This is a genomic window from Streptomyces ureilyticus (genome assembly GCF_011045025.1).
GTDB lineage: Bacteria > Actinomycetota > Actinomycetes > Streptomycetales > Streptomycetaceae > Streptomyces > Streptomyces ureilyticus.
Genome location: NZ_JAAKZX010000067.1, coordinates 1 through 24789, shown reverse-complemented (window position 1 = coordinate 24789; position 24789 = coordinate 1). Strand labels below are relative to the sequence as shown.

Genomic DNA, 24789 nt, shown 5'->3' with positions numbered 1-24789 from the left:
CCTGACCGGAGGACGATAGATGACCGTGACCCTGGCGGACGTGGCGGCTCGCGCGCAGGTCTCGCCCGCCACCGTGTCCCGTGTGCTGAACGGCAACTATCCCGTGGCGGCAACGACGCGGGACCGGGTGCTGCGGGCCGTGGACGAGCTGGACTACGTACTGAACGGCCCGGCGAGCGCACTGGCCGCCGCCACCTCCGACCTGGTCGGGATCCTGGTCAACGACATCGCCGACCCCTTCTTCGGGATCATGGCGGCGGCGATCCAGTCCGAGATCGGCGGGCCGGGCGGGCGCGCGGGCGGGGAGCGGCTGGGCGTCGTCTGCAACACGGGCGGCTCCCCGGAGCGCGAGCTCACCTACCTCACGCTTCTTCAGCGGCAGCGCGCCGCCGCGGTCGTACTGACCGGGGGCGCCGTCGAGAACACCACGCATGCGGCGGCCGTCGCGACGAAGCTGCGGAAGCTGGCGGATGCGGGGACGCGGGTGGTGCTGTGCGGGCGGCCGCCCGCGCCCGCTGACGCCGAGGCGGTGGCGTTGACGTTTGACAACCGCGGGGGTGGGCGCGAGCTGACCGAGCATCTGATCGGGCTCGGGCATCGGCGGATGGGGTATATCGCGGGGCCCGAGGAGCGGACCACGACACGTCATCGGCTTGAGGGGCATCGGGCCGCGCTCGCCGCGCACGGCATTGCTGACGATCCTGCGTGGACCGTGCATGGGCGGTACGACCGCCGGGCGGGTTACGAGGCGACCCTCGAACTCCTGCGGCGGGAGCCGTCGTTGACGGCTGTTGTCGCCGCCAACGACACGGTTGCGCTGGGCGCTTGTGCCGCGCTTCGGGATTCCGGGCTTCGTATCCCCGATGACGTGTCGGTCGTCGGGTTTGACGACCTGCCGTTCAGCGTTGATGCGGTGCCCGCGCTGACGACTGTGCGGTTGCCGTTGTCGGAGGCGGGGGCCCGGGCCGGGCGGATCGCCATGGGGCGGGAGGAGGCGCCGGACGGGGGGATTGTGACGGTGCAGGGTGAGTTGATGGTGCGGGGGTCCACCGGGGTGCCCAAGGGTTGATGCGGTGTGCCTCCGGCGGTTGAGCAGGGCGCCTACGGGGTGGGGGTGACACGGCGGGTCGTGGCTGCGGGTCCGCCGTGGCTGGTCGCGCGGTTCCCGCATCCGCAGACAAAAACGAACCCACCCGCCCCACCGCCGGAGGCACCCCGTGGCCGACCCATGGACGTGGCCCAGTCGTCGGCCTACCCTCGGAATGGCGATATCTCTGACTGAGTCAACGATCTCGAGGTCGGGCTGCCATGACCATCCAGGACATCCGCTCGTTCAACCGGTTCTATACGAACGTCATCGGCGCGCTGGACTACAGCCGCCAGCTGTACGCCCCGTACACGCTGACAGAGGCCCGCGTGCTGTACGAGCTCGCGCACGCGCCCCGTACGGACGCCGCCGACCTGCGCGGCGAACTATCGCTGGATGCCGGGTACTTGAGCCGGATCCTGGCGAAGTTCGAGCAGGACGGCCTGATCGAGCGCGCACCGTCCGAAAAGGACACCCGGCGACGGCGCGTCACGCTCACCGCGCGCGGGCGTGAGGCGGCCGATCTGCTCGACGAGCGGTCGCAGGAGTCGGTGGGCTCGCTGCTGGCGACCGTTCCGGCGGACGAGCGGCCCCGGCTCGTAGAGGCGATGCGCACGATCCGGGACGTGCTGTCCGACGGCAGGCGGCCGCGCGGCGAGGACGTCGTCCTGCGCGACCCCGGCCCCGGCGACCTCGGCTGGATCGTGCAACGCAACGCCGCGCTGTACGCCGCCGAGCACGGGTTCAACACGGACTACGAGGGCCTGGTCGCCCGGATCGTCGCGGACTTCGCGGAGGATCACGACCCGCACCTGGAGCGGGTGTGGATCGCGGAGCTGGACGGCCGCGCGGTGGGCTGCGTGATGTGCGTACGGGACGAGGCGCCGGGCGCGGCACGTCTGCGGCTCCTCCTCGTCGAACCGGACGCCCGCGGACTCGGCATCGGAGACCAACTGGTGCGCGCCTGCATCGAGTTCGCGCGGGGCGTCGGCTACCGCGAAATGGTCCTGTGGACGAACGACGTACTCACCTCGGCCCGCAAGATCTACCAGCGCCACGGCTTCGTCCTCGTCGACGAGAAACCGCACCGTTCCTTCGGCGTGGACCTGATCGGTCAGGACTGGCGCCTGGACCTGCATGGCGCGCAGGACTGACCCTGCCCAGCATGCGGGGGCAAAAGGTAAGGTCCGCAGCATGAAGCTGGCGTTCTCCACTCTCGGCGTTCCCGGACTGCCCATTCCGGACGTGCTGCGGCTCGCGGTCGCGCACGGCTACCACGGTGTCGAGCTGCGCGCGCACCCCGAGGAGCCGGTCCACCCCGGCATAGATCTGAGCCGACGGGCCGACGTGGCCGCCGAGTTCAAGGCGGCCGGCGTCGAGATCCTGGGCCTTGCGGGGTACGCGCGCGTGGCCGCACCGGGCGAGGACGGTCCCGTACTCGAGCAGATCCGCGAACTCCTCGAGCTGGCCCGTGACTTGGGCGCCCCCTTCATCCGCGTCTTCCCCGGCGGCGGCACCGAGCAGAGCCCCGAGGAAGCCGACGCGACGGCCGCGCGACGGCTGGGTACGGCCGCGGAGTACGCCGCCGATCTCGGCGTACGCATCCTCCTGGAGACCCACGACTCGCACCGCACCGGCGCGGACGCCATCCGCGTCCTCGGCCTGGTCGGCCACCCCCGCGTCGGCGCCCTCTGGGACGTCATGCACACCTGGCTCGGCGGCGAACAGCCCGGCTCGACGTACGTCGCCCTCTCCCCCTACCTCGGCTACGTCCAGGTGAAGGACATCGCCTCGGCCGACGACACCACCCCGCTGCCGCTGGGCTCGGGCGTCCTCCCCCTCACCGAGTGCGTGGAACTCCTCTCCCGCGAGGGATGGGACGGCTGGCTGTGCTGGGAGTACGAGAAGCGCTGGTACGACGCGGCCGCGCCGCTGGAGGGGCTGCTGGGGGCGGGCCGGGAGCACCTGTCGCGGCTGCTGAACGAGTCGGCGTGAGCCCGGACGGCGACAGCTGTGGCTCGGCCCTTGCTCCTGCTCGACGTCGACGGGGTGCTGAATCCCTTCGCCGCCGAGTCCTGCCCCCTCTCCCTGCCGCCACTGCGGTGATCCACTTTCCGCCGGTGCCCTTCACGGCTGATCGTCCGACTGGCCGAGTGGCCGTGATCGTGTCGGGCCCTTGAACGTCCTGCGCATCTCCGCTCTCCGGCTGTCGAGCCGACGCGTCTGTCATGGATACGTCATTGGCATAGCCCTGTAACACCCCTGACGGAGGCTCAATGGGCACTCCGGCCTCACCCGCAACTCACCCCCCACCGGGCCGGGTTGATCCAACGATGCAGCCTCGGCCCGTCAGGGCCGTGGGCTGTGGGCGAGGAGGAATTGATGGTTGCAGAGGCATCTCGCCGCGGCTTCCTGAGATCGGTCGGGATCGCGGGCGGCGCCGGAACGCTGTACTCGGCGATGGGGGCCCTGGGGCTCGCACCGGTCCCGGAAGCGAGGGCCGAGGCGTACCGGGCGCCCCGGAGCGGCGACTTCGCGCTCACCGGGCGCGGGCGCAAGAAGGTTCTCATTCTCGGCGGCGGCATAGCCGGCCTGGCCACGGCGTACGAGCTGGGCAAGGCGGGCTACGACTGCCGGATCCTGGAGGCGAAGGACCGCCCGGGGGGACGCAACTGGACGGTCCGCGGCGGCACCACGCTGACCGATCTGGACGGGCGTACGCAGAAGGGCTCGTTCTCCCGGGGCCAGTACATGAACGCGGGCCCGGCCCGGCTGCCGCAGTCCCACGTCACCCTCGAGTACTGCCGTGAACTCGGCGTTCCCCTCGAGGTGTTCACCAACCAGAACGCCAACGCGTACATCTACCACGAGAAGAGTGCCGCCCTCGCGGGCAAGCCGGTGCGCTGGCGTACCGCGAAGGCCGATGTCTACGGCTACGTCTCCGAGTTGCTCGCCAAGGCCACCGACCAGGGCGCCCTGGACAAGGAACTCACCGCCTCCGACAAGGAAGGCCTCATCGCGTTCCTGCAGAACTTCGGCGCCATCAAGGGCAAGGCGGACGGCTTCGCGTACACCGGCAGCGACCGTCGGGGATATTCGGTCGAGCCGGGTGCGGCCTTCGAGGAGGGCACGGTCCTCGGCCCGGTGCCCTCCCTGTCGGACGTCGTGGCGAGCGGCGTCGGGCAGCGCTTTTCCTTCGAGTCCGGCTACGACCAGGCCATGCTGATGTTCCAGCCGGTGGGCGGGATGGACGCCATTCCGTACGCCCTCGCCAAAGCCGTCGGCCAGGACCGGATCACCTACGGTGCCAAGGCGATGGAGGTAAAGGACCTTCCGGACGGCGCGGAGGTCACGTACGAGGACGCCGAGGGCCGTATCCGCACACGGCGCGCCGACTTCGTCGTGGCGGCCATCCCGCCCATGGTCATGGCCCGGATCAAGCACAACCTGGGAGCGGACGTCACCGCGGCGCTGAAGTACCCCGTCGCGACGCCCGTCGGCAAGATCGGGCTCGAGTACCGCAGCCGCTGGTGGGAGACGGACGAGCACATCTACGGCGGCATCACACCGACGGACACGGACCTGGCCACCATCTGGTATCCGTCGTACGGCTATCAGGGCCGCCGCGGCACGCTCATCGGCTACTACAACTTCGGTGACAACGCTGTCGCGTACAGCGATCTGCCGCACGCGGAGCGGCTGAAGCGGGCGGTGAGCCGGGGCGTGAAGATCCACGGCGACAAGTACCGCACCGAACTCGACCACTCCTTCAGCGTCGCCTGGCACCGCACGCCGCACATCGAGGGCGGCTGGGTCGGCTGGCCCTCGCAGACCGGCCCCGAGTACAGGCTGCTCAACCAGCCCGCGGGACACGTCTACTTCGCCGGCGACTGGCTCAGCCATGTCATCGCCTGGCAGCACGGAGCGTTCACCTCGGCACGCAAGGTCGTGACCGGGATCCACGAGAGGGTGATGGCGGGATGAAGCGGCGTACGAAGGTTTTCGTCGGTACGGCCCTGACCGGGGCGCTGCTGACCGGCTCCGCGACAGTCGCTGGCGCCAAGGGCTGGTGGTCGCCGGGCCCGAAGGACGTACGGGTCATGCTGCCCGAGGGGCAGTCCAACCCGGCCATCGCCAACGGCGTGGCGACGGGCGGGGAGGTCGCCGTCTATCAGAGCAGCGGTCTCGGCCCGTCCGCGCTGAACCCGGCGGCGCCGGAGGGCACGCCCGAGCGCTACACCGACCCCGCCCTCACCGAAGGGGCGCAGGGCGTCACGATCACCGAGGCGCAGGCGCTCGTCGTGCTCCGCAACATCAAGACCAACCTCGAGACCGCGGGCGTGAAGCCGGCCGACGTCATCACGATGAAGGCCTATCTGATGAAGCCGCCGGGCGCGCAGATCGCCGACTACGCGGGCTGGAACCGCGCGTACCGGCAGTACTTCGCCAACATCGACCTGAAGTCCCTCCAGGTCGTGCCGGTGCCCATGGGCACTTCGGCCCCCAAGCCGCCGCTGCTCGCCAACAAGGCCCGTCCGGCGCGGGCGACGATGGAGGTCGCCTCGCTGGCGGTGCCGGGGTGGCTCGTGGAGGTCGAGGTGACGGCGACGTACAACAAGAAGCGCTGATCGGCGAGTTCGAGTTCGGCGGGTTCGGAGAGTTCACAGGTTCTCTGCGGCGCCCCGGCCCGAAACAGTGCCGCAGGGACCTCCTCGGGCACGGTGGTGCGTTTCCGTACCAATTTCCGGGAATCGGGCCGATTCGGGGAACCCATCCCCGCCACCCTCCGTCCAATGCGCAGGCTGCCGGATGAGTCTCCGCCGTGCGGTGTCGGCCCTCGCTGCTGGCTGCGATCGCTGACTCACCCTCTCCAACCGCCTGCGGCCGGCAGCATGCCGTCATCGGCGCGCCCCCTCCAACAGCGCCGATGACGGCCCCTCTTGGGGGGGTCACAGCTCCGCTGGCCGCCAAGGCGCTCCGCTGGAAGCCGCACCGGACTTTTCTAGTGCCGCGCACCCTTGACTGGCAGAAAGTTCCCGGTTATCCGTGACTTCTTGGAAGTTTCCTTCATGCTCGCCCCTCCACGGGTCCCTGGACCCTCTCCGGAAGGAGCGCACGTGTACGAACGTACGAGGAAGTCCGGTACCTCCAGACGTACGCTGCTCGCCGCCACGGCGGGTACCGCGGCGGCCGTCGCGGTGGGTCAGAGCCCCGCCCAAGCGGACAGCGGCGACCGGCGGCTGCGTGCCCTCATCTCCCGTATGACTCTCGAAGAGAAGGTCGGCCAGCTCTTTGTGATGCGGGTGTACGGGCATTCGGCTACCGCGCCCGACCAGGCCGATATCGACGCGAACCTCCGGGAGATCGGCGTACGGACTGCTGCCGAGTTGCTCGCCAGGTATCACGTGGGCGGGATCATCTACTTCGCCTGGGCGCACAACACCCGTGACCCGCACCAGATCGCGGACCTGAGCAATGGGATCCAGCGGGCCTCGCTCGAGAAGCCCCGCGGGCTGCCCGTTCTCATCTCCACCGACCAGGAGCACGGCATCGTCGCCCGCGTGGGCAAGCCCGCGACCCTCCTCCCTGGCGCGATGGCGCTCGGCGCCGGCGGGTCGCGGTCGGGTGCCCGCCGAGCCGGGCAGATCGGCGGTGCGGAGCTGCGCGCGATGGGTATCCGGCAGGACTACGCGCCGGTCGCCGACGTGAACGTGAACCCGGCCAACCCGGTCATCGGCGTACGTTCCTTCGGCGCCGATCCGCAGGCCGTGGCCGCTCTCGTCGCCGCCCAGGTGAAGGGCTACCAGGGCTCCCGGGTGGCCGCCACGGCCAAGCACTTCCCGGGGCACGGCGACACCGAGACCGACAGCCACTACGGGTTCCCGGTCATCGAGCACACCGAGGCGCAGTGGGCCGAGCTGGACGCGCCGCCGTTCCAGGCCGCGATCGCCGCCGGGATCGACTCGATCATGACCGCGCACATCATGGTCCCGGCGCTCGACCCCTCCGGCGACCCGGCAACGCTCTCCCGTCCGATCCTGACCGGCATCCTGCGCGAACGGCTCGGCTACGACGGGGTGGTGGTGACGGATTCGCTCGGCATGGAGGGCGTCCGCACGAAGTACGGCGACGACCGGGTGCCGGTGCTCGCCCTCAAAGCCGGTGTCGACCAGCTCCTCAACCCGCCCAAGCTGGACGTCGCCTGGAACGCGGTCCTGGCGGCCGTACGCGGCGGCGAGCTGACCGAGGCCCGCCTCGACGAGTCGATCCTGCGCGTCCTCCGGCTGAAGGCGAAGCTGGGGCTGCTGAAGGATCCGTACGTCTCCCACCGCGGCGTCGACCGCGTCGTCGGCATCCCGGCGCATCTCAGGGCGGCCGACAAGATCGCCGACGGTACGACCACGCTGCTGGTCAACTCGGGCGGCCTACTGCCGCTTTCGCGCCGTACGCACCGGAAAGTGCTCGTCGTCGGCGCCGATCCCGCCTCGCCGTCCGGGACCACCGGGCCGCCGACGACCGTCCTCGCGGGCGCGCTCACGGAACTGGGCTTCACCGCCACCGCCCTATCCACCGGTACGGCACCCTCCGCGGCGGCCATCGCGCAGGCCGTGGCGGCGGCGCGGGACGCGGACGCGGTGGTCGTCGGCACGTACAACGTCACGGCGACCAGCTCGCAGAAGACGCTCGTCGGCGAGCTGCTCGCGACGGGCCGCCCGGTGATCGCGGTCGCCGTCCGCAACCCGTACGACGTGGCTCAACTGCCGTCAGTACCAGCCTACTTGGCGACGTACTCCTGGACCGACGTCGAGCTGCGCGCCGCGGCCCGGGTGATCGCGGGCCGTGTCGAACCGGCGGGCAGGCTGCCGGTACCCGTACAGCGGGCGGACGCTCCGGACCGGGTGCTGTATCCGATCGGGCACGGGTTGAGTTACTAAGCCCTGGCCGGACAACGAGTCCTTCTGCTGGGGTCCGGGGGTCGCCCCCGGGAAAACGCAGACCAGGCCCTAGTCCGACATTGGATGACGTACGGCTGTACAGTCCGCCGTACGCCACGTACGCCGCACACCCGGCGCACAGCCCCCAAAAGACGCAAAGCACCCCGCACGTCTGGCGTGGGCCCGCTGTGGCGGGTCACGCTGGGCGGGGGTATCGGGGGGAGCGTCATGTACAAGGCACGGTGTGGGTGGGTGGTGTGCGCGCTGCTGGTCATGGTGGCGGCGCTCACCGGGTGCGATCGGCTTTCGGGGTCCGCGGATTCCGGGGAGGGCCGGCTCGGCGAGAACGGCGAGAGCGGGCGGGTGACGCCGACGCGGACCGCCGGATACGGGGCGGAGTTCCTCGGGGTCGACGAGTGCAGTTCGTTCGGGCGGACGTCGTTCACCGAGGTGGCGTGCAGCAGCGAGCGGGCGGCGGCGCGGGTCGTGGCGCGCCATGACGGCAAGCAGAGCGAAGGTCCGCCGTGCCCCGCCACCACGGACTTCGTGCTGCACATCAGCGAACAGAAGCCGTCCGCGGACGAGGACGGCGACGGCGCGGTCCCGCAGGGCTACGCCTGTATGCGCAATCTCCAGAAGCCGCACCCCGGCGACCCGGGCGGTGGCGGAGGCCCGCGCACGATCGTCGGCGACTGCGTCTACAGCGCAGGCGAGGGCGAGGTCCGCGAGACGGCGTGCGACGGCAAGGGCGAGAAGTCGCCCGAGTACAAGGTGACTTCGGCGGTCGAGAAGCGCGCCGAGTGTCCCGCGTCAACCGCCCTGTACGTCCGGCTCGGCGGTCCGAAGCCGGTGGGCTGCGCCCGCCCGCTGTGATCAACGGACGGGCGCAACAAGGAAGTTGGACCGGATAGGCCAGACAGTAAGGCAGATAGGGCAGGTACGGCTTTACGGCCGCAGCTGGCGCTCCGCGCTGTGCTTGTCCAGCTTCCTGTCGTGCTTGGCCAGCGGCTTCGCCTTCGACGGGTCCTCCTGGACCGTGGCGGAGGCGACGCCCGCCCACTTCAGGATGCGGGCCGTGGCGAGGGCCTTCTCGTCGTCGACGAGGCCTGCGACATTGGCGCCGTGGTTCGCGCCGGGGGCCGTGAAGATGTACGAGTCACGGGCGCCCTTGCCCAGGTGGAACGGCTCGGAGCCCCACGGGTCGTTCTCGCCGTACACGAACAGCATCTGCTTGGCGTTGTGCTTGACCCAGGTGTCGACGTCGCGCATCGCCCACGGCTGGAACTTCATGGAGATGTCGCGCGGCACGAAGTTCCGCGGCGGCTGGTAGCCATACCGGATCAGCCCCGACTCGATGTGCGGGAACTCGATGTCCGGCGCCCCGAGTTGCGTACCCGCCTGGTAGTAGTACGGCGTGTACTGCTCCAGGCCTTGGTCGGCGTAGGCGGAGAAGCCGACGATCGTGTCGATCGTGCTCCAGAGCTCGTCGTCGGTGGCGTTCGCGGCGTCGGCCGGGATGGTGTCGCAGTCGGCGAGCAGGCTGTACTGCCAGAAGCCCCACACATAGTCGAGTACGACGGCCTCGTACGCCTTGTCCATGCTGCCGATGGTCTTGAAGGTCAGACCCTCGGCCGCGGCGTACTCCTCGTAGCGCTTCTCCAGCTGCTCACGGCGTACGAGTGCCTCGCGCTGCACGGCGTTCAGCTTGTCGCGGCACTCCTTGGTGCCGACATTCGCGAAGAACTCGTCGTACGCCGAATCCTCCTTGTTCACCACGTCGTTGGGGGCGACGTACGCGACGACGCCGTCCATGTCGCGCGGGTAGAAGCGCTCGTAGTACGTGGCGGTCATGCCGCCCTTCGAACCGCCCGTGGAGAGCCACTTCTTGGCGTAGATCTTCTTGAGCGCCTTGAAGATACGGTGCTGGTCGCTGGCCGCCTGCCAGATGTCGAGCTTGGACCAGTTCGCCGGGTCGGGGCGGGACGGAGTGAAGAAGCGGTACTCCATCGAGATCTGGTTGCCGTCCACGATCTGGGTCGGCTCGCTGCGGCGCGGCGTCGTCGAGACGTTGTAGCCGCTGGTGAAGAACACCGTCGGGCGGGCCGTGTCCTTGTGCAGCATCGTGATGCGCTGCTTGAACGTGCCCTTGGACGGGTGCCGGTGGTCAATCGGCTGGGTGTAGTTGAGGACGAAGTAGCGGTAGCCGGTGTAGGGCTTCTCCTCGATCAGGCTCATGCCCGGTATCGCGAGGAGGCGGTCCTTTATGTCGGCGGTTGCCGACGGCTGTGCGGCGGTGGCCTCCGGCTGTGCGGCGGTGGCCGCGCCGGCCGTGCTCACAGTGCCTATGAGCACCACGAGCGACAGCAGCCATCTGAGCGTCTTGCGCATGCACACTCCCCTGGAAAACACAGATGTCCGCCGGAACTTATCGGAGCAACTCCGTTGAGACCAGGGGATGTTGGGTGCATTACGGACAGTTCTGAGCTGGGTCGCGGTTTACAGGCGGATCCAGCCCGAGCTCACCGACGCCGAACCGACCATTCCCTTCACCAGTACGCGGCGGTGGCCGACATGTGCCGTCACCGGGCCCGCATGGTGCCGAAACAGGCCCTTGTTGACGGCCGGGCGGGCGCGCCAGGCCCGGACGCTTACGGACATGTAGGTGCGGGTGCCCTCCTTCTTGGGGAGGGTCAGCGCGCAGACGTATCCGCGCTTCTTGTAGATCTGGACGGATCCGGTGGAGAAGGGCAGCGTGCGGACCTTGCGGCCGGAGCAGAGGGCTGCCGCCTCGGCGGTGGCCGTGCCGGGGCCCGCGAGCGACAGAAGTCCGGAAGCGGTCAGTACAGCCACAGCGAGCGCCATATGGCGGCGTATCGCGCTCTTGTCCACTGTTGTTCCTCCCGCAGCAATCGGCGTACTCCGTCTACGGACGCATGACGAAGGCCGTCTGGTTGCGTGGTGGGAGAAAGCCGGGAGAAACGCTACGGCACTACGACAGCGGGGCCGTGACGGGCTCCCCGAGGAACATCTGCCACAACTCGGCGTACCGCCCGCCGCGTTCGAGCAGTTCCTCGTGGGTGCCGTCCTCCGCGACCCGGCCGTGGTCCATGACCACGACGCGGTCCGCGCGGGCCGCTGTCGTCAGGCGGTGGGCGACCACGAGTGTGGTGCGGCGGCCGGCGATGCGGTCGGTGGCCTGGTTGACCTGGGCCTCGGTGGCCAGGTCGAGGGCGGCGGTGGCCTCGTCGAGCAGGAGGATGTCGGGGTCGACGAGTTCGGCGCGGGCGAGGGCGATCAACTGGCGTTGCCCGGCGGAGAGGTTGCGGCCGCGTTCGGCGACCTCGTGGAGGTAGCCGCCGTCGAGCGTGGCGATCATGTCGTGTGCGCCGACCGCGCGGGCGGCGGCCTCCACCTCGGCGTCGGTGGCGTCGGGGCGGCCGTAGGCGATGGCGTCGCGGACCGTGCCCTGGAAGAGGTACGCCTCCTGGGGGACGACGCCGAGACGGTGCCGGTAGGAGGTGAGGTCCAGCGCACGCAGGTCCGTGCCGTCGACGGTGACCCGTCCGCCCGTCGGGTCGTAGAACCGGGCGACCAGCTTGACCAGCGTCGACTTGCCCGCACCCGTCTCGCCGACGAAGGCCACGGTCTGTCCGGCGGGGATGTGCAACTGCACGCCGCTCAGGGCCTCTTCGTCGTCCTTGTACGCGAAGTCGACGTCCTCGAAGGCGATCTCCCCACGCAGTGACGGGACGTCGAGCGCCTTGTCGGCAGCCTTGGTGGAGGTCGGCTCCTGGAGGAGTTCCTGGACGCGGCCCAGCGAGACGCTCGCCTGCTGATAGCCGTCGAAGACCTGCGAGAGCTGCTGCACGGGCGCGAAGAACAGGTCGATGTACAGCAGATACGCGACCAGCGCACCGGTGCTGAGCGTCCCCGCGTCGATCCGCCCCGCGCCCACGATGATCACCGCGGCCGCCGCGACCGACGACAGGAACTGCACGAAGGGGAAGTACACCGAGATCAGCCACTGCCCCCGGATCCGCGCCTTGCGGTAGCTGTCGCTGCCTGCCGCGAACCGCTCCCGGCCGCCGCGCTCACGCCGGAACGCCTGGACGATCCGCAGCCCGGCCACCGACTCCTGAAGGTCGGCGTTCACCACGGACACGCGCTCACGGGCGAGTTCGTACGCCTTCACACTCGACCGGCGGAAGAAGACCGTGCCGATGATCAGCGGCGGCAGCGTCGCGAAGACGACCAGCGCGAGCTCCACGTCGATCACGAGCAGCGCGACCATGATGCCGAAGAAGGTGACGACCGAGACGAAGGCGGTGACGAGTCCCGTCTGCAGGAACGTCGACAGGGCGTCCACGTCGGTCGTCATCCGGGTCATGATCCGGCCCGTCAACTCCCGCTCGTAGTAGTCGAGTCCGAGCCGCTGGAGCTGCGCGAAGATCTTCAGCCGGAGCGCGTACAGGACCCTCTCGCCCGTACGTCCCGTCATACGGATCTCACCGGTCTGTGCCACCCACTGGACGACCACGGTGAGCAGGGCCAGCAGGGACGCCGTCCACACCGCGCCCTCGGCGACCTTGCTGACACCGTCGTCGATTCCGTTCCTGATCATGATCGGCAGCAGCAGGCCCATGCCCGCGTCGACGGCGACGAGGCCGAGGCTGACGAGAAGGGGGAGCCCGAAGCCCCGCAACAGTCTGCGGAGCCCGTACGACTCCTCCGGGGTGACCGCCCGCGCCTCGTCGATGCCGGGCTTGTCGTCCGCCGGGGGCAAGGCCTCGACCTGGGCGAGGAGTTCGGGTGTCGCGGGCATGCCGTCCATGGCGGCGTCCCGGGGCTCACGGTCGCCGGTCCACAGCTTGGGGGTGATCCCACGCTCGGCGTCGAACTCGGCGTCCAGTTCGTCCCTCCCCCACCCTCGAATGAACTCGGGCGGGGGGACCCCCATGGACGTGTCCTCGACCGGGCAGGCGGGCTGGGTGTGCCCTGGCGAGACGCCGCCCAGCTCGTCCGGGTCGGTGAGCAGCCGCCGGTACAGGGGTGAGCGCTGCTGAAGTTCGTCGTGCGTACCGATGTCGGCGAGTCGTCCGCCGTCGAGGACGGCGATGCGGTCGGCGAGGTTGAGCGTGGAGCGGCGGTGGGCGATGAGGAGGGTCGTACGGCCCTCCATGACGTGCTTCAGCGCCTCGTGGATCTCGTGCTCCACGCGGGCGTCCACGGCCGAGGTCGCGTCGTCGAGGACCAGCAGGCGCGGGTCGGTGAGGATCGCGCGGGCGAGCGCGACGCGCTGGCGCTGCCCGCCGGAGAGAGTCAGTCCCTGTTCGCCGACCTTGGTGTCGTACCCGTCGGGCAGTTCGGCGATGAACCGGTCCGCCTGCGCGGCCCGTGCCGCGGTGACGATCTCCTCCTGGGTGGCGTCGGGGCGGCCGTACGCGATGTTGGCGCGCACCGTGTCCGAGAAGAGGAAGGAGTCCTCGGGGACGAGCCCGATCGCGGCACGCAGCGATTCGAGGCTCAGCTCGCGCACATCGTGGCCGCCGACGAGGACGGCGCCGCGTGTGACGTCGTAGAAGCGCGGGAGGAGGAGGGAGACGGTGGACTTGCCGGAGCCGGAGGAGCCGACGACGGCGAGGGTTTCGCCCGGCCGGACCTCGAAGCTGAGCCCGTCGAGAACGGGCTGCGAGGCGTCGGCGTATCCGAAGCTCACATCGTCGAACTCGACGGTCGCGGGCGCGTCGGCCGGCAACGGCTTCGTGCCGTCCTCGATGGACGGCTCGGTGTCGATCAGCTCAAGGACCCGCTCGGCACCGGCCCGGGCCTGCTGCCCGACGGTGAGCACCATGGCGAGCATGCGCACGGGCCCGACGAGCTGGGCGAGGTACGTCGAGAAGGCGACGAACGTACCGAGGGTGATGTGCCCGCGTACGGCGAGCCAACCGCCCAGCGCGAGCATCGCGACCTGACCGAGCGCGGGCACGGCCTGCAGTGCCGGGGTGTACCGGGCGTTCAGCTTGATGGTCCGCAGCCGCCCCGCGAAGAGCCGCCGCCCGACCTCTCGCAGCTTCCCGGTCTCCTGGTCCTCCTGCCCGAACCCCTTCACCACGCGTACGCCGCTCACGGCGCCGTCGACGACTCCCGCGACGGCGGCGGCCTGACCCTGCGCGTACCAGGTGGCCGGGTGCAGCCGGCTGCTGCTGTGCTTGGCGATGAACCACAGGGCGGGGGCGACGGCCAGCGCGACGAGGGTGAGCGGCAGGGACAGCGAGGCCATGATCCCGAGGGAGATCAGGAAGAGCAGTACGTTCCCGATCGTCATCGGGAGCATGAACAGCAGGCTCTGGATCAGCTGGAGGTCACTGGTCGCCCGGCCCACGACCTGCCCGGTCGACAGCTCGTCCTGGCGCCGCCCGTCGAGCCGGGTGATCGCCTTGTACATCTCGGTCCGCAGGTCGTGCTGGACGTCGAGGGCGAGCCGGCCGCCGTAGTAGCGCCGGATGTACGTGAAGACGTACACGAGGAGGGCCGCCCCGATGAGGGCGCCCGCCCACGGGGCCATGTCCCGGGTCTTGTCCCCGATGACGTCATCGATGATCACCTTGGTGACGAGCGGGACCAGCGCCATGACCGCCATACCGGCGAGCGAGGAGCCGAGCGCGAGCACGACGTCCTTCGGATACCGCCACGCGTATCCGGCGAGCCGCCGTGCCCAGCCGCTCGACTCCCCCTGTTGCGCTGCCAACGCCGGTGCCTCCCGTAGATCGGTTGGATCCAGATCTTCAGATCCTTGTCCGCCGGAAGGCACCAACGCGATCGGAACCGGATTTCATCCCTCCGCAACAGTCGGAGGCGAAATGGTCAGAGGTGTCAGAGGCGTACGCGCAAGGAGTAGAAGCGGGTGATCTGCGCCGCGTTCTGGTTGTCGTCGCTGGCCAGGAGGACCTTGAGGCGGCCGTGGCGGTGGCCGGTGACGGTCATGGCCTCGATGTTGTCGAGGAGGGGGTTGGGCTGGGGCTGCTTGGCGGTGGCGCCGAGGGTGGGGCAGTTCACGAGATCGGCGAGGAGGGTCTTCTTGATCAGGCGGACGCCGTCCTGGCCGGTCAGGTTCTCGATGCCGCTGGTGTCAGTGGCGCGGCGGAGGTCGGCGGCGTAGAGGCGGACCGTGTTGCCGACACCCGAGGTGAAGCCGCGTTCCAGGACGAGGAGACGGCCGTCCGGGGTCGCGGTGGTCTCGACGACGCCGAGGCCGGTGTCCGCGCGGTAGCCGTACTGGGCCGCGAGACGGAAGTCCTGCGAGCCGTGGCGGTGCCAGGTCTGGAAGCGGACGATGCCGGCCGTGTCACCGGACAGGGAGCCCTCCATGCCGGCCAGCAGGGTGCGGCCGCCGTTGCGGAACGTCAGGGCCTCGAAGGTCTGGTTGGTGGCGGCTCGCCCGGCGGGGGCGACGCGCAGGTCGTCCGGCACAGGGAGCCGGCCCAGGAGCGCCCCGTCCCTCCCGTAACGCCGAACCGCCGGCTCCCCCTCGGACGACACGAGCCGCGTACCGTCCCGTTCGATGACCAGCCCCTCGGAGTCGAGCGCGGCCTTGTTCTCGTCCGCGAGCGCGACGACGGAACGGGGCTGGAGCGTCTTCCGGTCCAGGGTGAAGAGGGAGGACCGGTCGGAGAGGGCGGCGAGCTTGCCGTCCCGGTCGACGGCGAGCGCGGAGAAGTTACCGACGAAGGTGCCCTCGTACGTCGTCTTGTCGAGGGCGTCGGAGAAGCCGTCGATGGAAACGGAGGGGGAGCAGGCGTTCCGCGGTGGGGCTCCGGCGGCTGCGGCCGGTCCGGCGGCGGTGAGGCAGGTGGCCGCGGTAAGGCCGGCGGTAAGGGTCGCGAGTACGGATCTCAAACGCATGGGATCACCGTAGGGCGGGGGTGGTGGAGGGAGAGCGTACGGGCCGTTAATTCCGGGGCGGAGTTTCCGGTGGACGGGCTTAGGGATGCTCCTGGGCCATTCCCATGACGAGCTTCGCGACGATGGGCGGCGGGATACGGGTGGTGTCGATCAGCTCCGCTTCCTCGCGTAGCCAGAGGAGTGCCTGGTCATAGTCCTCGAGATGGTCCAGCCGCCACCCGCGGGCGTCGGCGCCCTCCGGGTCGGTGTCGTTCTGGATGCGCTCGACCAAGGTGTTGTGGTCGGTGTGGAGGACGAAGTGCCGTAAGGGAATGCCCGCTTGGGTCAGCCCGGTACGGATCTCCCGCCAGTACGGCTTCTCCAGCACGGTCTGCGTGACGACCAGCGTGCCGCCCACATAGTCGAGCACCTGACGCGCGGTCTCCACCACCAGCCCGCGCCACGGCGGAAGGTCCTGGAACTCCCGCGGCTTTCCAAGGACGTGCCAGAGCATGTACCCGACCTGCTCGGCGTCGAAGAGTCTGGAGTCCGGGAAGATGGTGGTGAGTTCTCTCGCGGTCGTGGTCTTGCCGACCCCGAAGGCACCGTTCAGCCAGATGATCACGACGCCGCCACCGCCGACGTCGCGGTCACGGTGGGCCGCGCCGGGATCCCGGCGTCGAGGCCCTCGCAGAGCCCGCGGGCAGGCCGGGATATCCGGTGAGTCATCGAGTGTTTCCGTCCTCTTGAGTACGTACGAGCGCGCCTCGGCGCACTGGTCTCTCGACTCACCGGAGTGGCTGGAGGTTGTACGGGCGTTCCCGAAAAGGGAGTTGGGGGACCTCCCGGCGGAGTGCACGCCGAAACGCCTGTAGGCCGAAACTCCCGTAAGGTGCGCGGGCTGTGGCGATGGAGAGGCGGTCCGGACTGAGCAGCTTTCTGCCGCAGCGGGACGGCACGATTGTCCTCGACGATCCGGTGACGCCCGTGGTGTGGACGCTGCTGGACGAGGCAGTGCTACGTCGCCCGGTCGGCGGCCAGGACGTCATGGCTGAGCAGATCATGCACCTCGTCCACCTCGTGGAGAGCGAGCGGGTACGTGCTCACGTTCTGCCGTTCGGCCTGGGCGTTCATCCGCTGATGCAGAGCATGCTGTCGCTGTGGTGGTTCGAGGACCAGCCCCCGGCCGCGTACAGCGAGGCCATGTCCGTCGGCAGAGTCCACGATTCGCCGGCCGTGGTCCATCGGCTCCAGGCCGTCTACGATCTAGTTCCCATCCTGAGGGGGCCGGCGGACCAGTACCCCTAGCAAAAGTGTGAGCACTTCTCCCCGCCGTGTTCAAACACCGCTCGTTTGAGTACACAAAGGGCATCACGCCCCCGTGTGTTCACGCTTTTCGCACCATAGGGGCCATGAGCCCGCAATCCAGATCCGAGCGCAACCCGTACAACACGGGACACGTGATCACCACCGCACGAACGCTGATGCGCACAGACGGCCTGGACGTACCCCTGACCGCCATCGCCCGCAGCTGTGGCACGTCGCGCAACTTCCTCTACGCCAACTGGAAATCCGCCTCCGAACTGCACCATCTCGCGCTCAAAGCCGAACTCGCGCACGCTTTTGACGAGGCACAACGCACCTGCCCCAGCGACGGCACCACTCCGGGAATCATCGACCACCTGACCCACGTGGCGCGTGTCGTCCGCCGCCATCCGACCACTGCCGCGATCGCCCGCTCCTCCCCCATGGCGCTCGTAGCGGCGCACACGGCGATCGAGGGCCCGCTGATAGACGTCGCGACGGAACGGATCGGCGATCTGCTCTACCCGCTCGTCCCGCGTGGCGGGGTCTGGGGCGACCTCGCGCTGAAGTCCAGGACGTGGAAGATCCTCTGGATCGCCCGCCCCGCAGCTCTCTGCCCCGAAGCAGTCGGCGACCAGCGCTGGGAGGACACCTTGGACAGCGCCTTCACCGAGCTGCTGCGTGATCTGCTCTCCCCCTGGCCTCCCGTTCAGTAACAGCCCTACGGTCAGCCGGTTGTAGGACGAGGTCCTTGTGGTTGTGGATCGCCCGTCCCACACCCTGAATGAGAAATTGTCAGAACCTGGGGATCGTACGTTCTAAGATCCCGCGATGAGTGATGAGCTTCTTCGCCTTACGGTCCTGGGGTGCGCGACGCCGTACCCGAGCGTGGACAACCCGTGCTCGGGCTATCTGGTGTCGAGCGGCGACACCCGGATCTGGGTGGATGCGGGAAGCGGGACGCTCGGCCCGCTCCAGCGGCACGTGCGGCTGGACGAGCTCGACGCGATCTGGATCTCCCACCTGCACGCCGATCACAGCGCGGACCTGCTCACCGCGTACTACGGCGCCCTGTACGCGGACATCCGCCTGGCTGCGCCGATTCCCCTCTATGGCCCGCCGGGAATCGCCGACCGGCTGGCCGGGTTCCTCACCAACACACCGGCCCGCAGTCCGATCGAATCAGCCTTCGCCGTCACCGAGTTGCACGACGGGCATCAGGCGACCATCGGCTCGCTGCGGCTGACCAGCCGGGCGGTGGCGCACGGCGTCCCGGCGTTCGCCGTGCGCATCGAGGCGGCCGGCGGGTCGCTGGTCTACTCCGGCGACACAGCACCGTGCACGAACCTCACGGAACTGGCCGAGGGATGCGACGTGTTGCTGTGCGAAGCCGAGAGCGCCCAGGCGCCGACCGAGGGCGAACAGGTGCACCACACGCCCGAAGACACCGGCGACACGGCCGTCGCAGCCCGAGCAGGCCGGTTGATCGTCACCCACGTCGGCCGATTCCTCACCCCGGAGCAGGCGGTGGCACGCGCCTCGGCCCGGTTCGACGGTTCCGTTGACTATGCCGCACCCGGTACCACCTTCTCGGTCGGCTAGGTGACGGGAACGCGGGGACCCCTCCCGGGCACCCGCCTATAGAACGGGCCCATGACCACCACATCGGAAACATTGGCCCGTCGCCGTACGGCCAGGCTGTCCACGGTGCGCGGTGCGGCGGGCACCGTCTGCGCCCTCCTGGTCCTCTCCGTCGCGCTGACCGGCTGCGGCTCCGACTCGGGTGACGACAAGGGGGCGCCCGCGTCAGCCGAATCGTCGCCTTCGACCGAACCGTCGACCGCCGCGCCCTGGCCCACGAAGCCCTCCGCGTCGCCGTCGCCGCCCCCGGTGAAGCCGATGAAGCCGTCGACACCGGCCGAGTTGCGGGCGTGTACGGACGGAAGCTGCACAGTCGTCGTGAAGAAGGGGACCGAGCTCCCGCGCGCCGAGAGCCTTCGGGCGGGACCGTTCACGGTGACCGCCGTCGGCGCCGAGGGCGTGGACCTGAGATCGGTCAACGCCACCGGATTCGCCTCCAACCTGCTCGGGCAGCACCCCGACCAGGGCGGACCCTCCACCGTCAACGAGCTGTCGATCGAGGTTCTCGCCATCGCGGGCGACACCGCGAAGCTACGGCTCTTCCCGGCGAAGTAGGGCAGCTCGCACGCAGGTTGGGCGGTCGGCACCCGTACGACGCCATCGCCTGGTCCGGAGCCGGGCGAAGGCACCGGACGGGTTGCCGCCTGGGCCCTGTGACGATCTTCGCGGGGGTCGAGCACCCCAGTCAATCCTGGGGTTTTCTCGCATACCCCAAGGTGTAGCTTGGGTGCCCGTGACGTTGGACGACCTGCGTGTGTTCGTGGCCGTGTGCCGGGCGGGAAGCCTCAGTGCGGTGGCCCGGGATCTGACCTGCACTCAGTCGGCTGTCAGCCAGCACGTGAAGCGGCTGGAGCGGGAGACCGGTCTGAGCCTGCTGGAGCGTCAGCCGCGCGGGGTCGTTCCCACGGCGGCCGGGCGAATCCTGTGTGATGCCGCCGCCGACGGGATCGCGGGGCTCGATCTCGCGCTGCGCCGCCTCGGCGAGCTGGTGAACGGTGACAGCGGTTCGGTCCGGATCACCACCGGCGGCACGACCGTACGGCACTTCATGGCCGAGGCGATCGTCTCCTTCCGCAGGCGTTATCCCAGAGCGAGCCTGGAGTTCCAGACCGAGACTTCCAGCCGCAGCTGCTTCGACGCCCTCCTGGCCAGCAACCTCGATCTGGCCTGGATCACCGTCGGCGACCCGGTGCGTGGCATCGAGCAGCGCCCCGTAGTCGACCTGCCCTGGGTGCTCGCCGTCCAGGCCGACGACCCGCTCGCAACCCGGGCACGCATCGACGCCCCCGACCTGTCGGACATCCGCCTCGTCCGGCTGCCGCCGAACTCCACCTCCGGCGCCCACCTGGACGCGGCCTTCACCGAGTTGGGCATCCGGGTCGGCTCGGACACGAGCGTCGCCGACTGGGACACGGCCCTGCTGCTCGCCGAACTCGGTCTGGGTCACGCCGTCGTACCCGCCGTACCGGGCCTGCCGACGCCCGAGGACGGCCCCCTGCGGCTCGTCCCCATTCCGGCGCTGCCGCCGCTGTCGGTCGGCTGGGCCGTACGCCGCTGGGACGCCCTCCCGCCCCTCGCCCGCGCCTTCGCCGACATCGTCACCCGCAGCTGCGCGGCATCCCCGTACCGCCCGGACCCGACGGCCGTCAACTAGAGCAAACCCTCAGCCAGTTGGGGAAAACCCGCGCAAAGCCCGCGCACCACGCGGCTCTACGGGAACGTCACACAACCGCCCCTTCCCGGTTACACGGCGGACCCCTCCCCCGTGCCACTCTCGCGATTGACCAAGTGGTCAACACGCGTAGAGCACAGGCACCTTGAGCCGGACCATCGCGTTCCACGCGTGCCGTCCCCGGGAAAGGGCACCCCCCATGTCCGTTACGCAGACAGGCACCAGCCGGCAGACAGGCACACGAATACGCGCCTGGAAGCCGCTCGCGCTGACCGCCGCCGCCGTACTCATCGGCGTCACCCTGCCGACCGCCGCCGCGAGCCCCGCCGTGGCCACCACCGACGCGTACGACGACACGTACTACCAGGACGCGATCGGCAAGACGGGCCCGGCCCTGAAGGACTCGCTGCACACGATCATCAGCGACCAGACCAAGGTCTCGTACTCCGCGGTCTGGAACGCCCTCAAGGCCACGGACCAGGACCCGAACAACAGCAACAACGTGATCCTGCTCTACAGCGGCACCTCCCGCAGCAAGTCCCTCAACGGCGGCGACACCGGCGACTGGAACCGTGAGCACGTCTGGGCGAAGTCCCATGGCGACTTCGGCACGTCGACGGGTCCCGGCACCGACCTGCACCACCTGCGGCCCGAGGACGTGCGGATCAACAGCATCCGCGGCAACAAGGACTTCGACAACGGCGGCAGCGCGGTCAGCGGCGCGTCCGGCAACTTCACCGACTCGAACTCCTTCGAGCCCCGCGACTCCGTCAAGGGCGACGTGGCCCGCATGATCCTCTACATGGCCGTCCGTTACGAGGGCGACGACAGCTGGGCGGACCTGGAGCCCAACGACTCGGTCACCAACGGCACTTCCCCGTACCACGGCCGCCTCTCGGTGCTGAAGCAGTGGAACGACGAGGACCCGCCGAGCGCCTTCGAGGAGAACCGCAACGAGATCATCTACGACACGTACCAGCACAACCGCAACCCGTTCATCGACCACCCGGAGTGGGTGGAGGCGATCTGGTAGCGGACCAGCAGCCGTCCGGTAGCCCACCGCACAGAGGCCTGAACTCCCCGTGTTCAACGGGGTGTTCAGTTCAAGCCAAGGTCCGTGGGTGAACAAAAAATGTCGTACGGCCGTGCAACCGGTGAATCGTCATCCGGGTCCCAGTCCATGAATGCGCGTCCAACGCGCTGAACGGACCGACTCGAAAGGCTCATGCATGTCCCGAGCACGACGCAGAACCCCCACCGCCCGGCTGACCGCTCCCGTGGCCGCCGCGGCGCTGCTCGCCGGAGGGGTCGGCACCCTGGCCCTCACCGGGGCCTCCGCCCAAGCCGCGCCCGCCGCCGCAGCGGCGGACGTGGACGTACAGGACGACTTAAACGGAGACGGCCACGCCGACCTGGTCACCGGCGCCCCGGGCGCCACGGTGTCCGGCAAGGCCAAGGCCGGCTACGTGGCCGTCACCTACGGCTCGCCCAGCGGCCTCTCCGCCGCCAACAAGAAGCTCGTCAGCCGCTCCACCAGCGGCGTCCCCGGCTCGGCCACCGCCGACCAGCGCTTCGGGTCCACGTTCGCCAAGGGCGACCTGGACGGCGACGGCTACGGCGACCTCGTGATCGCGGGCGGCACCGCGGGCTCCGTCATCCTGTGGGGCTCCCCCTCGGGCCTGACCGGCGGCACGAACATCGCCGGGTACGGGGCCGCCCCGCAGGCCGGTGACTTCGACGGGGACGGCACGACGGACCTGGCCCTGTTCTCCAAGCAGAACGTCGGCGGCGACGACCCCGTGGGCGCCCCGGCCACCTTGTGGAAGGGCCCGATCTCCCGCGCCGGAACGCCCGCCGCCACCCAGAACATCCTCGACAAGTCCGAATGGTGGGGATACGAGGCGGACGACGCCTCCTGCGTCACCAACGGCGGCTGCGAGGACGGCCCCGACTCGATCACCGGGCCTGTCGTCTCCGGCCAGGTCGGCGACGTGAACGGCGACGGCAAGGACGACATCGTCCAGTGGAACTACACCGGCGACGGCACCTGGGGCAATCGGCTGCTGTACGGCGGCAGTTCCGGCTTCACCACCGAGCGGGCACCCGGAGAGACCGCGGGCGGCGACCAGCCGGGCACCGGCGTGGGTGACGTGAACGGCGACGGCTTCGACGACGTGGTGGTCGGCGCCGACGACTGGTCCGAACAGGTCCGCGTCGCCTACGGCTCGGCCTCCGGACTGGCCGACACCAAGTCCTTCGACCAGAGCCTGCCCGGCTTCTACGGCGCCCAGGAGGAGGGTGACCGCGTCGGCTCCGCGGTCTCGGTCGCCGACGTCACGGGCGACGGTTTCGCGGACATCGCGCTCGGCATCGCCGGCGAGGACTTCGGCGGCCTCACCGACGCCGGTTCGTTCGCCCTGGTCCCCGGCAGCGCCTCCGGCGTCACGGGCACCGGCACCCAGGTCTTCAACCAGAACACCGAGGGTGTGCCGGGAGTAGCCGAGACGGACGACGCGTTCGGCGCGGCCACCGCACTCGTGGACGTGGACGGCAACGGCCACCGCGACCTCGCCGTCGCCTCGACGGCTGAGAACGCCGCCGCCGGAGCGGTCTGGCTCCTGCGCGGCAACACGAACGGCCTCACCACCACGTCGGCCTTCGCCTTCGGCCCCGGCACGCTGTCGGCGCCGACCACGAACGCCCTGTTCGGCTCGGACCTGCGCTGAGCGACTGAGCAAGCGGGAACTGAGCAAGCGAGAGGCCCACGAGTGACCCGGGACAGGCGTCCGCGCCGCTCCCGGGTCACTCGTGCCTGAGCGCGAACCACAGCTCCATCCGTACGTCCGGATCGTCGAGGTCCATGTCCAGCAGGGCGGAACACCGCGCGACCCGCTGCCGCACCGTGTTCCGGTGCACGGACAGGGCGACCGCCGTGCGGTCCCAACTGCCGTGCAGGGAAAGCCAGGTGCGGAGGGTCTCGGGGAGGGCCGGGTTCGTGGCGATCGGGGCGAGGAGCGTACGGGCGTGAGCCTCGGCCTCGGCCGGCGGAATCAGACCGGCCAGGCTGGGGCGTTCGCTGTGGCGGACCAGGGGCGTACGGGTGGCCCGCGCGCGAGCCAGCGCGCGGGCGGCCTGCATATCGCCGGTCGCCCATTCCCGCGGGCCGACGGCCGAGCTCACCCCGCACGTCCAGCCGGACTGCGGGGCCGGCTCACGATCGGCGGGCACGAGGACACGTACGACCTCCCCGTCCACGTCCACGAGCGCCGAGCCGAGCGCCGCCCCCAGCGCGGACGCGGCGACGGCGTCCGGAGCAGCGGGGCCGTCCGGACACGCGTGCACCACGACCCACCGCTTCCCGCCCAGGAGAGGTGCCACGTCCTCGGGCGCGGCGCCCAGCAGCAGTCGTACGAGAGCCGAGGAGTGGGCCGCCCCGGTGCCGCTCTGGTGCTCGCCGGTGAGGAGGGACAGGAGTACGGCGGCGACGGAGGCGATGGTGTGGTCGCCGGGTTCACGCCGGGGCGCCGCCACTCCGAGCACGAACCTCTGCTCCGTACCGAGGGCGTACGCGGCGAGATGGGTGCCGTCCACGGTGTCGGTGGCGGAGGAAGGGGCGGGCGTGGGCGTGACACCGGGGCCCTCGACCGGCCGCACGATCGCCGCCAGCTCCACCAACGCGCCACTCACTCCCGGCGCCAACTCCCGCCCCGCAACCGCGACTTCCGCCCCGTCGGTCCCGTACAGCACCGCCCGGCCGCCCACCCGCCGAGCCAGTTGCCGCAGGACCGACGGCACCGGATCCTGCCGGGAGGCCGCCGCGGCCAGGCTCTGCTGGGCCTCGGTCACCCGGCGCAGCTCCGCGTGGCGCGCCTGGGCCATGAGCTGCCAGACCGCCCGGGCCACGCCCGAGAAGGTGGTTTGCGGCGGGACCTCGACCAGCGGCAGCTCGTACGCCTCGCAGGCCGCGACCAGCGCCCGCGGCACCGTGTCGTGCACCGGCGCCACCCCGAAGCCGAGGGCCGCGCCGCCCGCCGCGACGATCCGGGACACGTAGTCGTCGAAGTAGGTACCCGAGCCCGCCGCCTCCGGGATGTGCACCCCGGCCGTCAGCAGCAGCTCGCCGCCCAGCAGGTACGGGTACGGGTCCGCCATCTCCGAGGTGTGCGCCCAGTGGACGACGAGGTCCGGATCGGTCGGCCCGGCGATCTGGCGGAGGGCGAGGTCCTCACGGGCCAGGAGCGCCGCCAGTGGGACCGGTGGGGTGGGAG

The 24789-nt window shown here is 70.0% G+C and carries 19 protein-coding genes and 1 pseudogene; 14 read left to right on the top strand and 6 right to left on the bottom strand.

The window, feature by feature from the left end:
• Nucleotides 1-19: 19 nt before the first annotated feature.
• The 7 genes from G6048_RS21650 (at nt 20) to G6048_RS21620 (ending at nt 8895) form a co-directional block, all read left to right on the top strand.
• Complete coding sequence (locus G6048_RS21650; RefSeq protein WP_165341234.1) at nt 20-1069, top strand: LacI family DNA-binding transcriptional regulator; 1050 nt, start codon at nt 20-22, stop codon at nt 1067-1069.
• A gap of 239 nt (nt 1070-1308) precedes the next feature.
• Nucleotides 1309-2241, top strand: a complete 933-nt coding sequence (locus tag G6048_RS21645; protein ID WP_165341233.1) for a bifunctional helix-turn-helix transcriptional regulator/GNAT family N-acetyltransferase — start codon at nt 1309-1311, stop codon at nt 2239-2241.
• A 40-nt stretch (nt 2242-2281) separates the two neighbouring features.
• Nucleotides 2282-3082 (top strand): sugar phosphate isomerase/epimerase family protein, encoded by an 801-nt coding sequence (locus G6048_RS21640; protein WP_165341232.1) that lies wholly within the window; start codon nt 2282-2284, stop codon nt 3080-3082.
• A 387-nt stretch (nt 3083-3469) separates the two neighbouring features.
• Nucleotides 3470-5071: a flavin monoamine oxidase family protein gene (locus G6048_RS21635; RefSeq protein ID WP_165341231.1), complete on the top strand. Its 1602-nt coding sequence runs from the start codon at nt 3470-3472 to the stop codon at nt 5069-5071.
• Nucleotides 5068-5715: a Rid family hydrolase gene (locus tag G6048_RS21630; RefSeq protein ID WP_165341230.1), complete on the top strand. Its 648-nt coding sequence runs from the start codon at nt 5068-5070 to the stop codon at nt 5713-5715. Before G6048_RS21635 ends, G6048_RS21630 begins: the two co-directional genes overlap by 4 nt.
• Before the next feature lie 441 nt (nt 5716-6156).
• The gene (locus tag G6048_RS21625) at nt 6157-8022 is read left to right on the top strand and encodes a glycoside hydrolase family 3 protein (RefSeq protein WP_165341229.1); all 1866 of its coding nucleotides are present in this window, start codon (nt 6157-6159) and stop codon (nt 8020-8022) included.
• Between the two features lie 228 nt (nt 8023-8250).
• The gene (locus G6048_RS21620; RefSeq protein ID WP_165341228.1) at nt 8251-8895 is read left to right on the top strand and encodes a hypothetical protein; all 645 of its coding nucleotides are present in this window, start codon (nt 8251-8253) and stop codon (nt 8893-8895) included.
• Nucleotides 8896-8967: 72 nt separating this feature from the next.
• Here G6048_RS21620 and G6048_RS21615 read toward each other — a convergent pair whose 3' ends face one another.
• The 5 genes from G6048_RS21615 to G6048_RS21595 form a co-directional block, all read right to left on the bottom strand.
• Complete coding sequence (locus G6048_RS21615; RefSeq protein ID WP_165341227.1) at nt 8968-10410, bottom strand: S28 family serine protease; 1443 nt, start codon at nt 10408-10410, stop codon at nt 8968-8970.
• Nucleotides 10411-10518: 108 nt separating this feature from the next.
• Nucleotides 10519-10911 (bottom strand): hypothetical protein, encoded by a 393-nt coding sequence (locus tag G6048_RS21610; protein WP_165341226.1) that lies wholly within the window; start codon nt 10909-10911, stop codon nt 10519-10521.
• A gap of 100 nt (nt 10912-11011) precedes the next feature.
• Entirely contained in the window at nt 11012-14770 is a 3759-nt protein-coding gene (locus G6048_RS21605) for an ABC transporter ATP-binding protein (protein WP_165341225.1), read from the bottom strand.
• A gap of 125 nt (nt 14771-14895) precedes the next feature.
• Nucleotides 14896-15924: an esterase-like activity of phytase family protein gene (locus tag G6048_RS21600; RefSeq protein WP_165341224.1), complete on the bottom strand. Its 1029-nt coding sequence runs from the start codon at nt 15922-15924 to the stop codon at nt 14896-14898.
• Nucleotides 15925-16003: 79 nt separating this feature from the next.
• The gene (locus G6048_RS21595) at nt 16004-16528 is read right to left on the bottom strand and encodes an AAA family ATPase (RefSeq protein WP_165341223.1); all 525 of its coding nucleotides are present in this window, start codon (nt 16526-16528) and stop codon (nt 16004-16006) included.
• Nucleotides 16529-16866: 338 nt separating this feature from the next.
• Between G6048_RS21595 and G6048_RS21590 the strand changes: the two are divergent.
• The 7 genes and pseudogenes from G6048_RS21590 to G6048_RS21560 form a co-directional block, all read left to right on the top strand.
• A pseudogene (locus G6048_RS21590) lies at nt 16867-17211 on the top strand (Scr1 family TA system antitoxin-like transcriptional regulator); the annotation flags it as partial.
• A 104-nt stretch (nt 17212-17315) separates the two neighbouring features.
• Entirely contained in the window at nt 17316-17924 is a 609-nt protein-coding gene (locus tag G6048_RS21585) for a hypothetical protein (RefSeq protein WP_165341222.1), read from the top strand.
• Between the two features lie 115 nt (nt 17925-18039).
• A complete protein-coding gene (locus G6048_RS21580; protein WP_165341221.1) occupies nt 18040-18810 on the top strand; it encodes an MBL fold metallo-hydrolase in 771 nt (256 codons plus the stop codon).
• A 51-nt stretch (nt 18811-18861) separates the two neighbouring features.
• Nucleotides 18862-19404: a hypothetical protein gene (locus G6048_RS21575; RefSeq protein ID WP_165341220.1), complete on the top strand. Its 543-nt coding sequence runs from the start codon at nt 18862-18864 to the stop codon at nt 19402-19404.
• A gap of 178 nt (nt 19405-19582) precedes the next feature.
• Nucleotides 19583-20503 (top strand): LysR family transcriptional regulator, encoded by a 921-nt coding sequence (locus tag G6048_RS21570; protein ID WP_165341245.1) that lies wholly within the window; start codon nt 19583-19585, stop codon nt 20501-20503.
• A 217-nt stretch (nt 20504-20720) separates the two neighbouring features.
• Entirely contained in the window at nt 20721-21554 is an 834-nt protein-coding gene (locus tag G6048_RS21565; RefSeq protein ID WP_165341219.1) for an endonuclease I family protein, read from the top strand.
• Nucleotides 21555-21750: 196 nt separating this feature from the next.
• Nucleotides 21751-23247: an FG-GAP repeat domain-containing protein gene (locus G6048_RS21560; RefSeq protein ID WP_165341218.1), complete on the top strand. Its 1497-nt coding sequence runs from the start codon at nt 21751-21753 to the stop codon at nt 23245-23247.
• Nucleotides 23248-23323: 76 nt separating this feature from the next.
• Here the strand turns inward: G6048_RS21560 and G6048_RS21555 are convergent.
• The coding region (locus tag G6048_RS21555) for a PucR family transcriptional regulator (RefSeq protein WP_165341217.1) at nt 23324-24789 on the bottom strand (1466 nt) is incomplete at its 5' end.

Bases quoted from the DNA above. Each gene is read 5' to 3' on its own strand.
- G6048_RS21600 (WP_165341224.1), bottom strand. From the start codon at position 15,924: ATGCGTTTGAGATCCGTACTCGCGACCCTTACCGCCGGCCTTACCGCG.
- G6048_RS21650 (WP_165341234.1), top strand. From the start codon at position 20: ATGACCGTGACCCTGGCGGACGTGGCGGCTCGCGCGCAGGTCTCGCCC.
- G6048_RS21560 (WP_165341218.1), top strand. From the start codon at position 21,751: ATGTCCCGAGCACGACGCAGAACCCCCACCGCCCGGCTGACCGCTCCC.
- G6048_RS21585 (WP_165341222.1), top strand. From the start codon at position 17,316: ATGAGCCCGCAATCCAGATCCGAGCGCAACCCGTACAACACGGGACAC.
- G6048_RS21640 (WP_165341232.1), top strand. From the start codon at position 2,282: ATGAAGCTGGCGTTCTCCACTCTCGGCGTTCCCGGACTGCCCATTCCG.
- G6048_RS21575 (WP_165341220.1), top strand. From the start codon at position 18,862: ATGACCACCACATCGGAAACATTGGCCCGTCGCCGTACGGCCAGGCTG.
- G6048_RS21565 (WP_165341219.1), top strand. From the start codon at position 20,721: ATGTCCGTTACGCAGACAGGCACCAGCCGGCAGACAGGCACACGAATA.
- G6048_RS21630 (WP_165341230.1), top strand. From the start codon at position 5,068: ATGAAGCGGCGTACGAAGGTTTTCGTCGGTACGGCCCTGACCGGGGCG.
- G6048_RS21625 (WP_165341229.1), top strand. From the start codon at position 6,157: ATGCTCGCCCCTCCACGGGTCCCTGGACCCTCTCCGGAAGGAGCGCAC.
- G6048_RS21615 (WP_165341227.1), bottom strand. From the start codon at position 10,410: ATGCGCAAGACGCTCAGATGGCTGCTGTCGCTCGTGGTGCTCATAGGC.
- G6048_RS21635 (WP_165341231.1), top strand. From the start codon at position 3,470: ATGGTTGCAGAGGCATCTCGCCGCGGCTTCCTGAGATCGGTCGGGATC.
- G6048_RS21645 (WP_165341233.1), top strand. From the start codon at position 1,309: ATGACCATCCAGGACATCCGCTCGTTCAACCGGTTCTATACGAACGTC.
- G6048_RS21580 (WP_165341221.1), top strand. From the start codon at position 18,040: ATGAGTGATGAGCTTCTTCGCCTTACGGTCCTGGGGTGCGCGACGCCG.
- G6048_RS21620 (WP_165341228.1), top strand. From the start codon at position 8,251: ATGTACAAGGCACGGTGTGGGTGGGTGGTGTGCGCGCTGCTGGTCATG.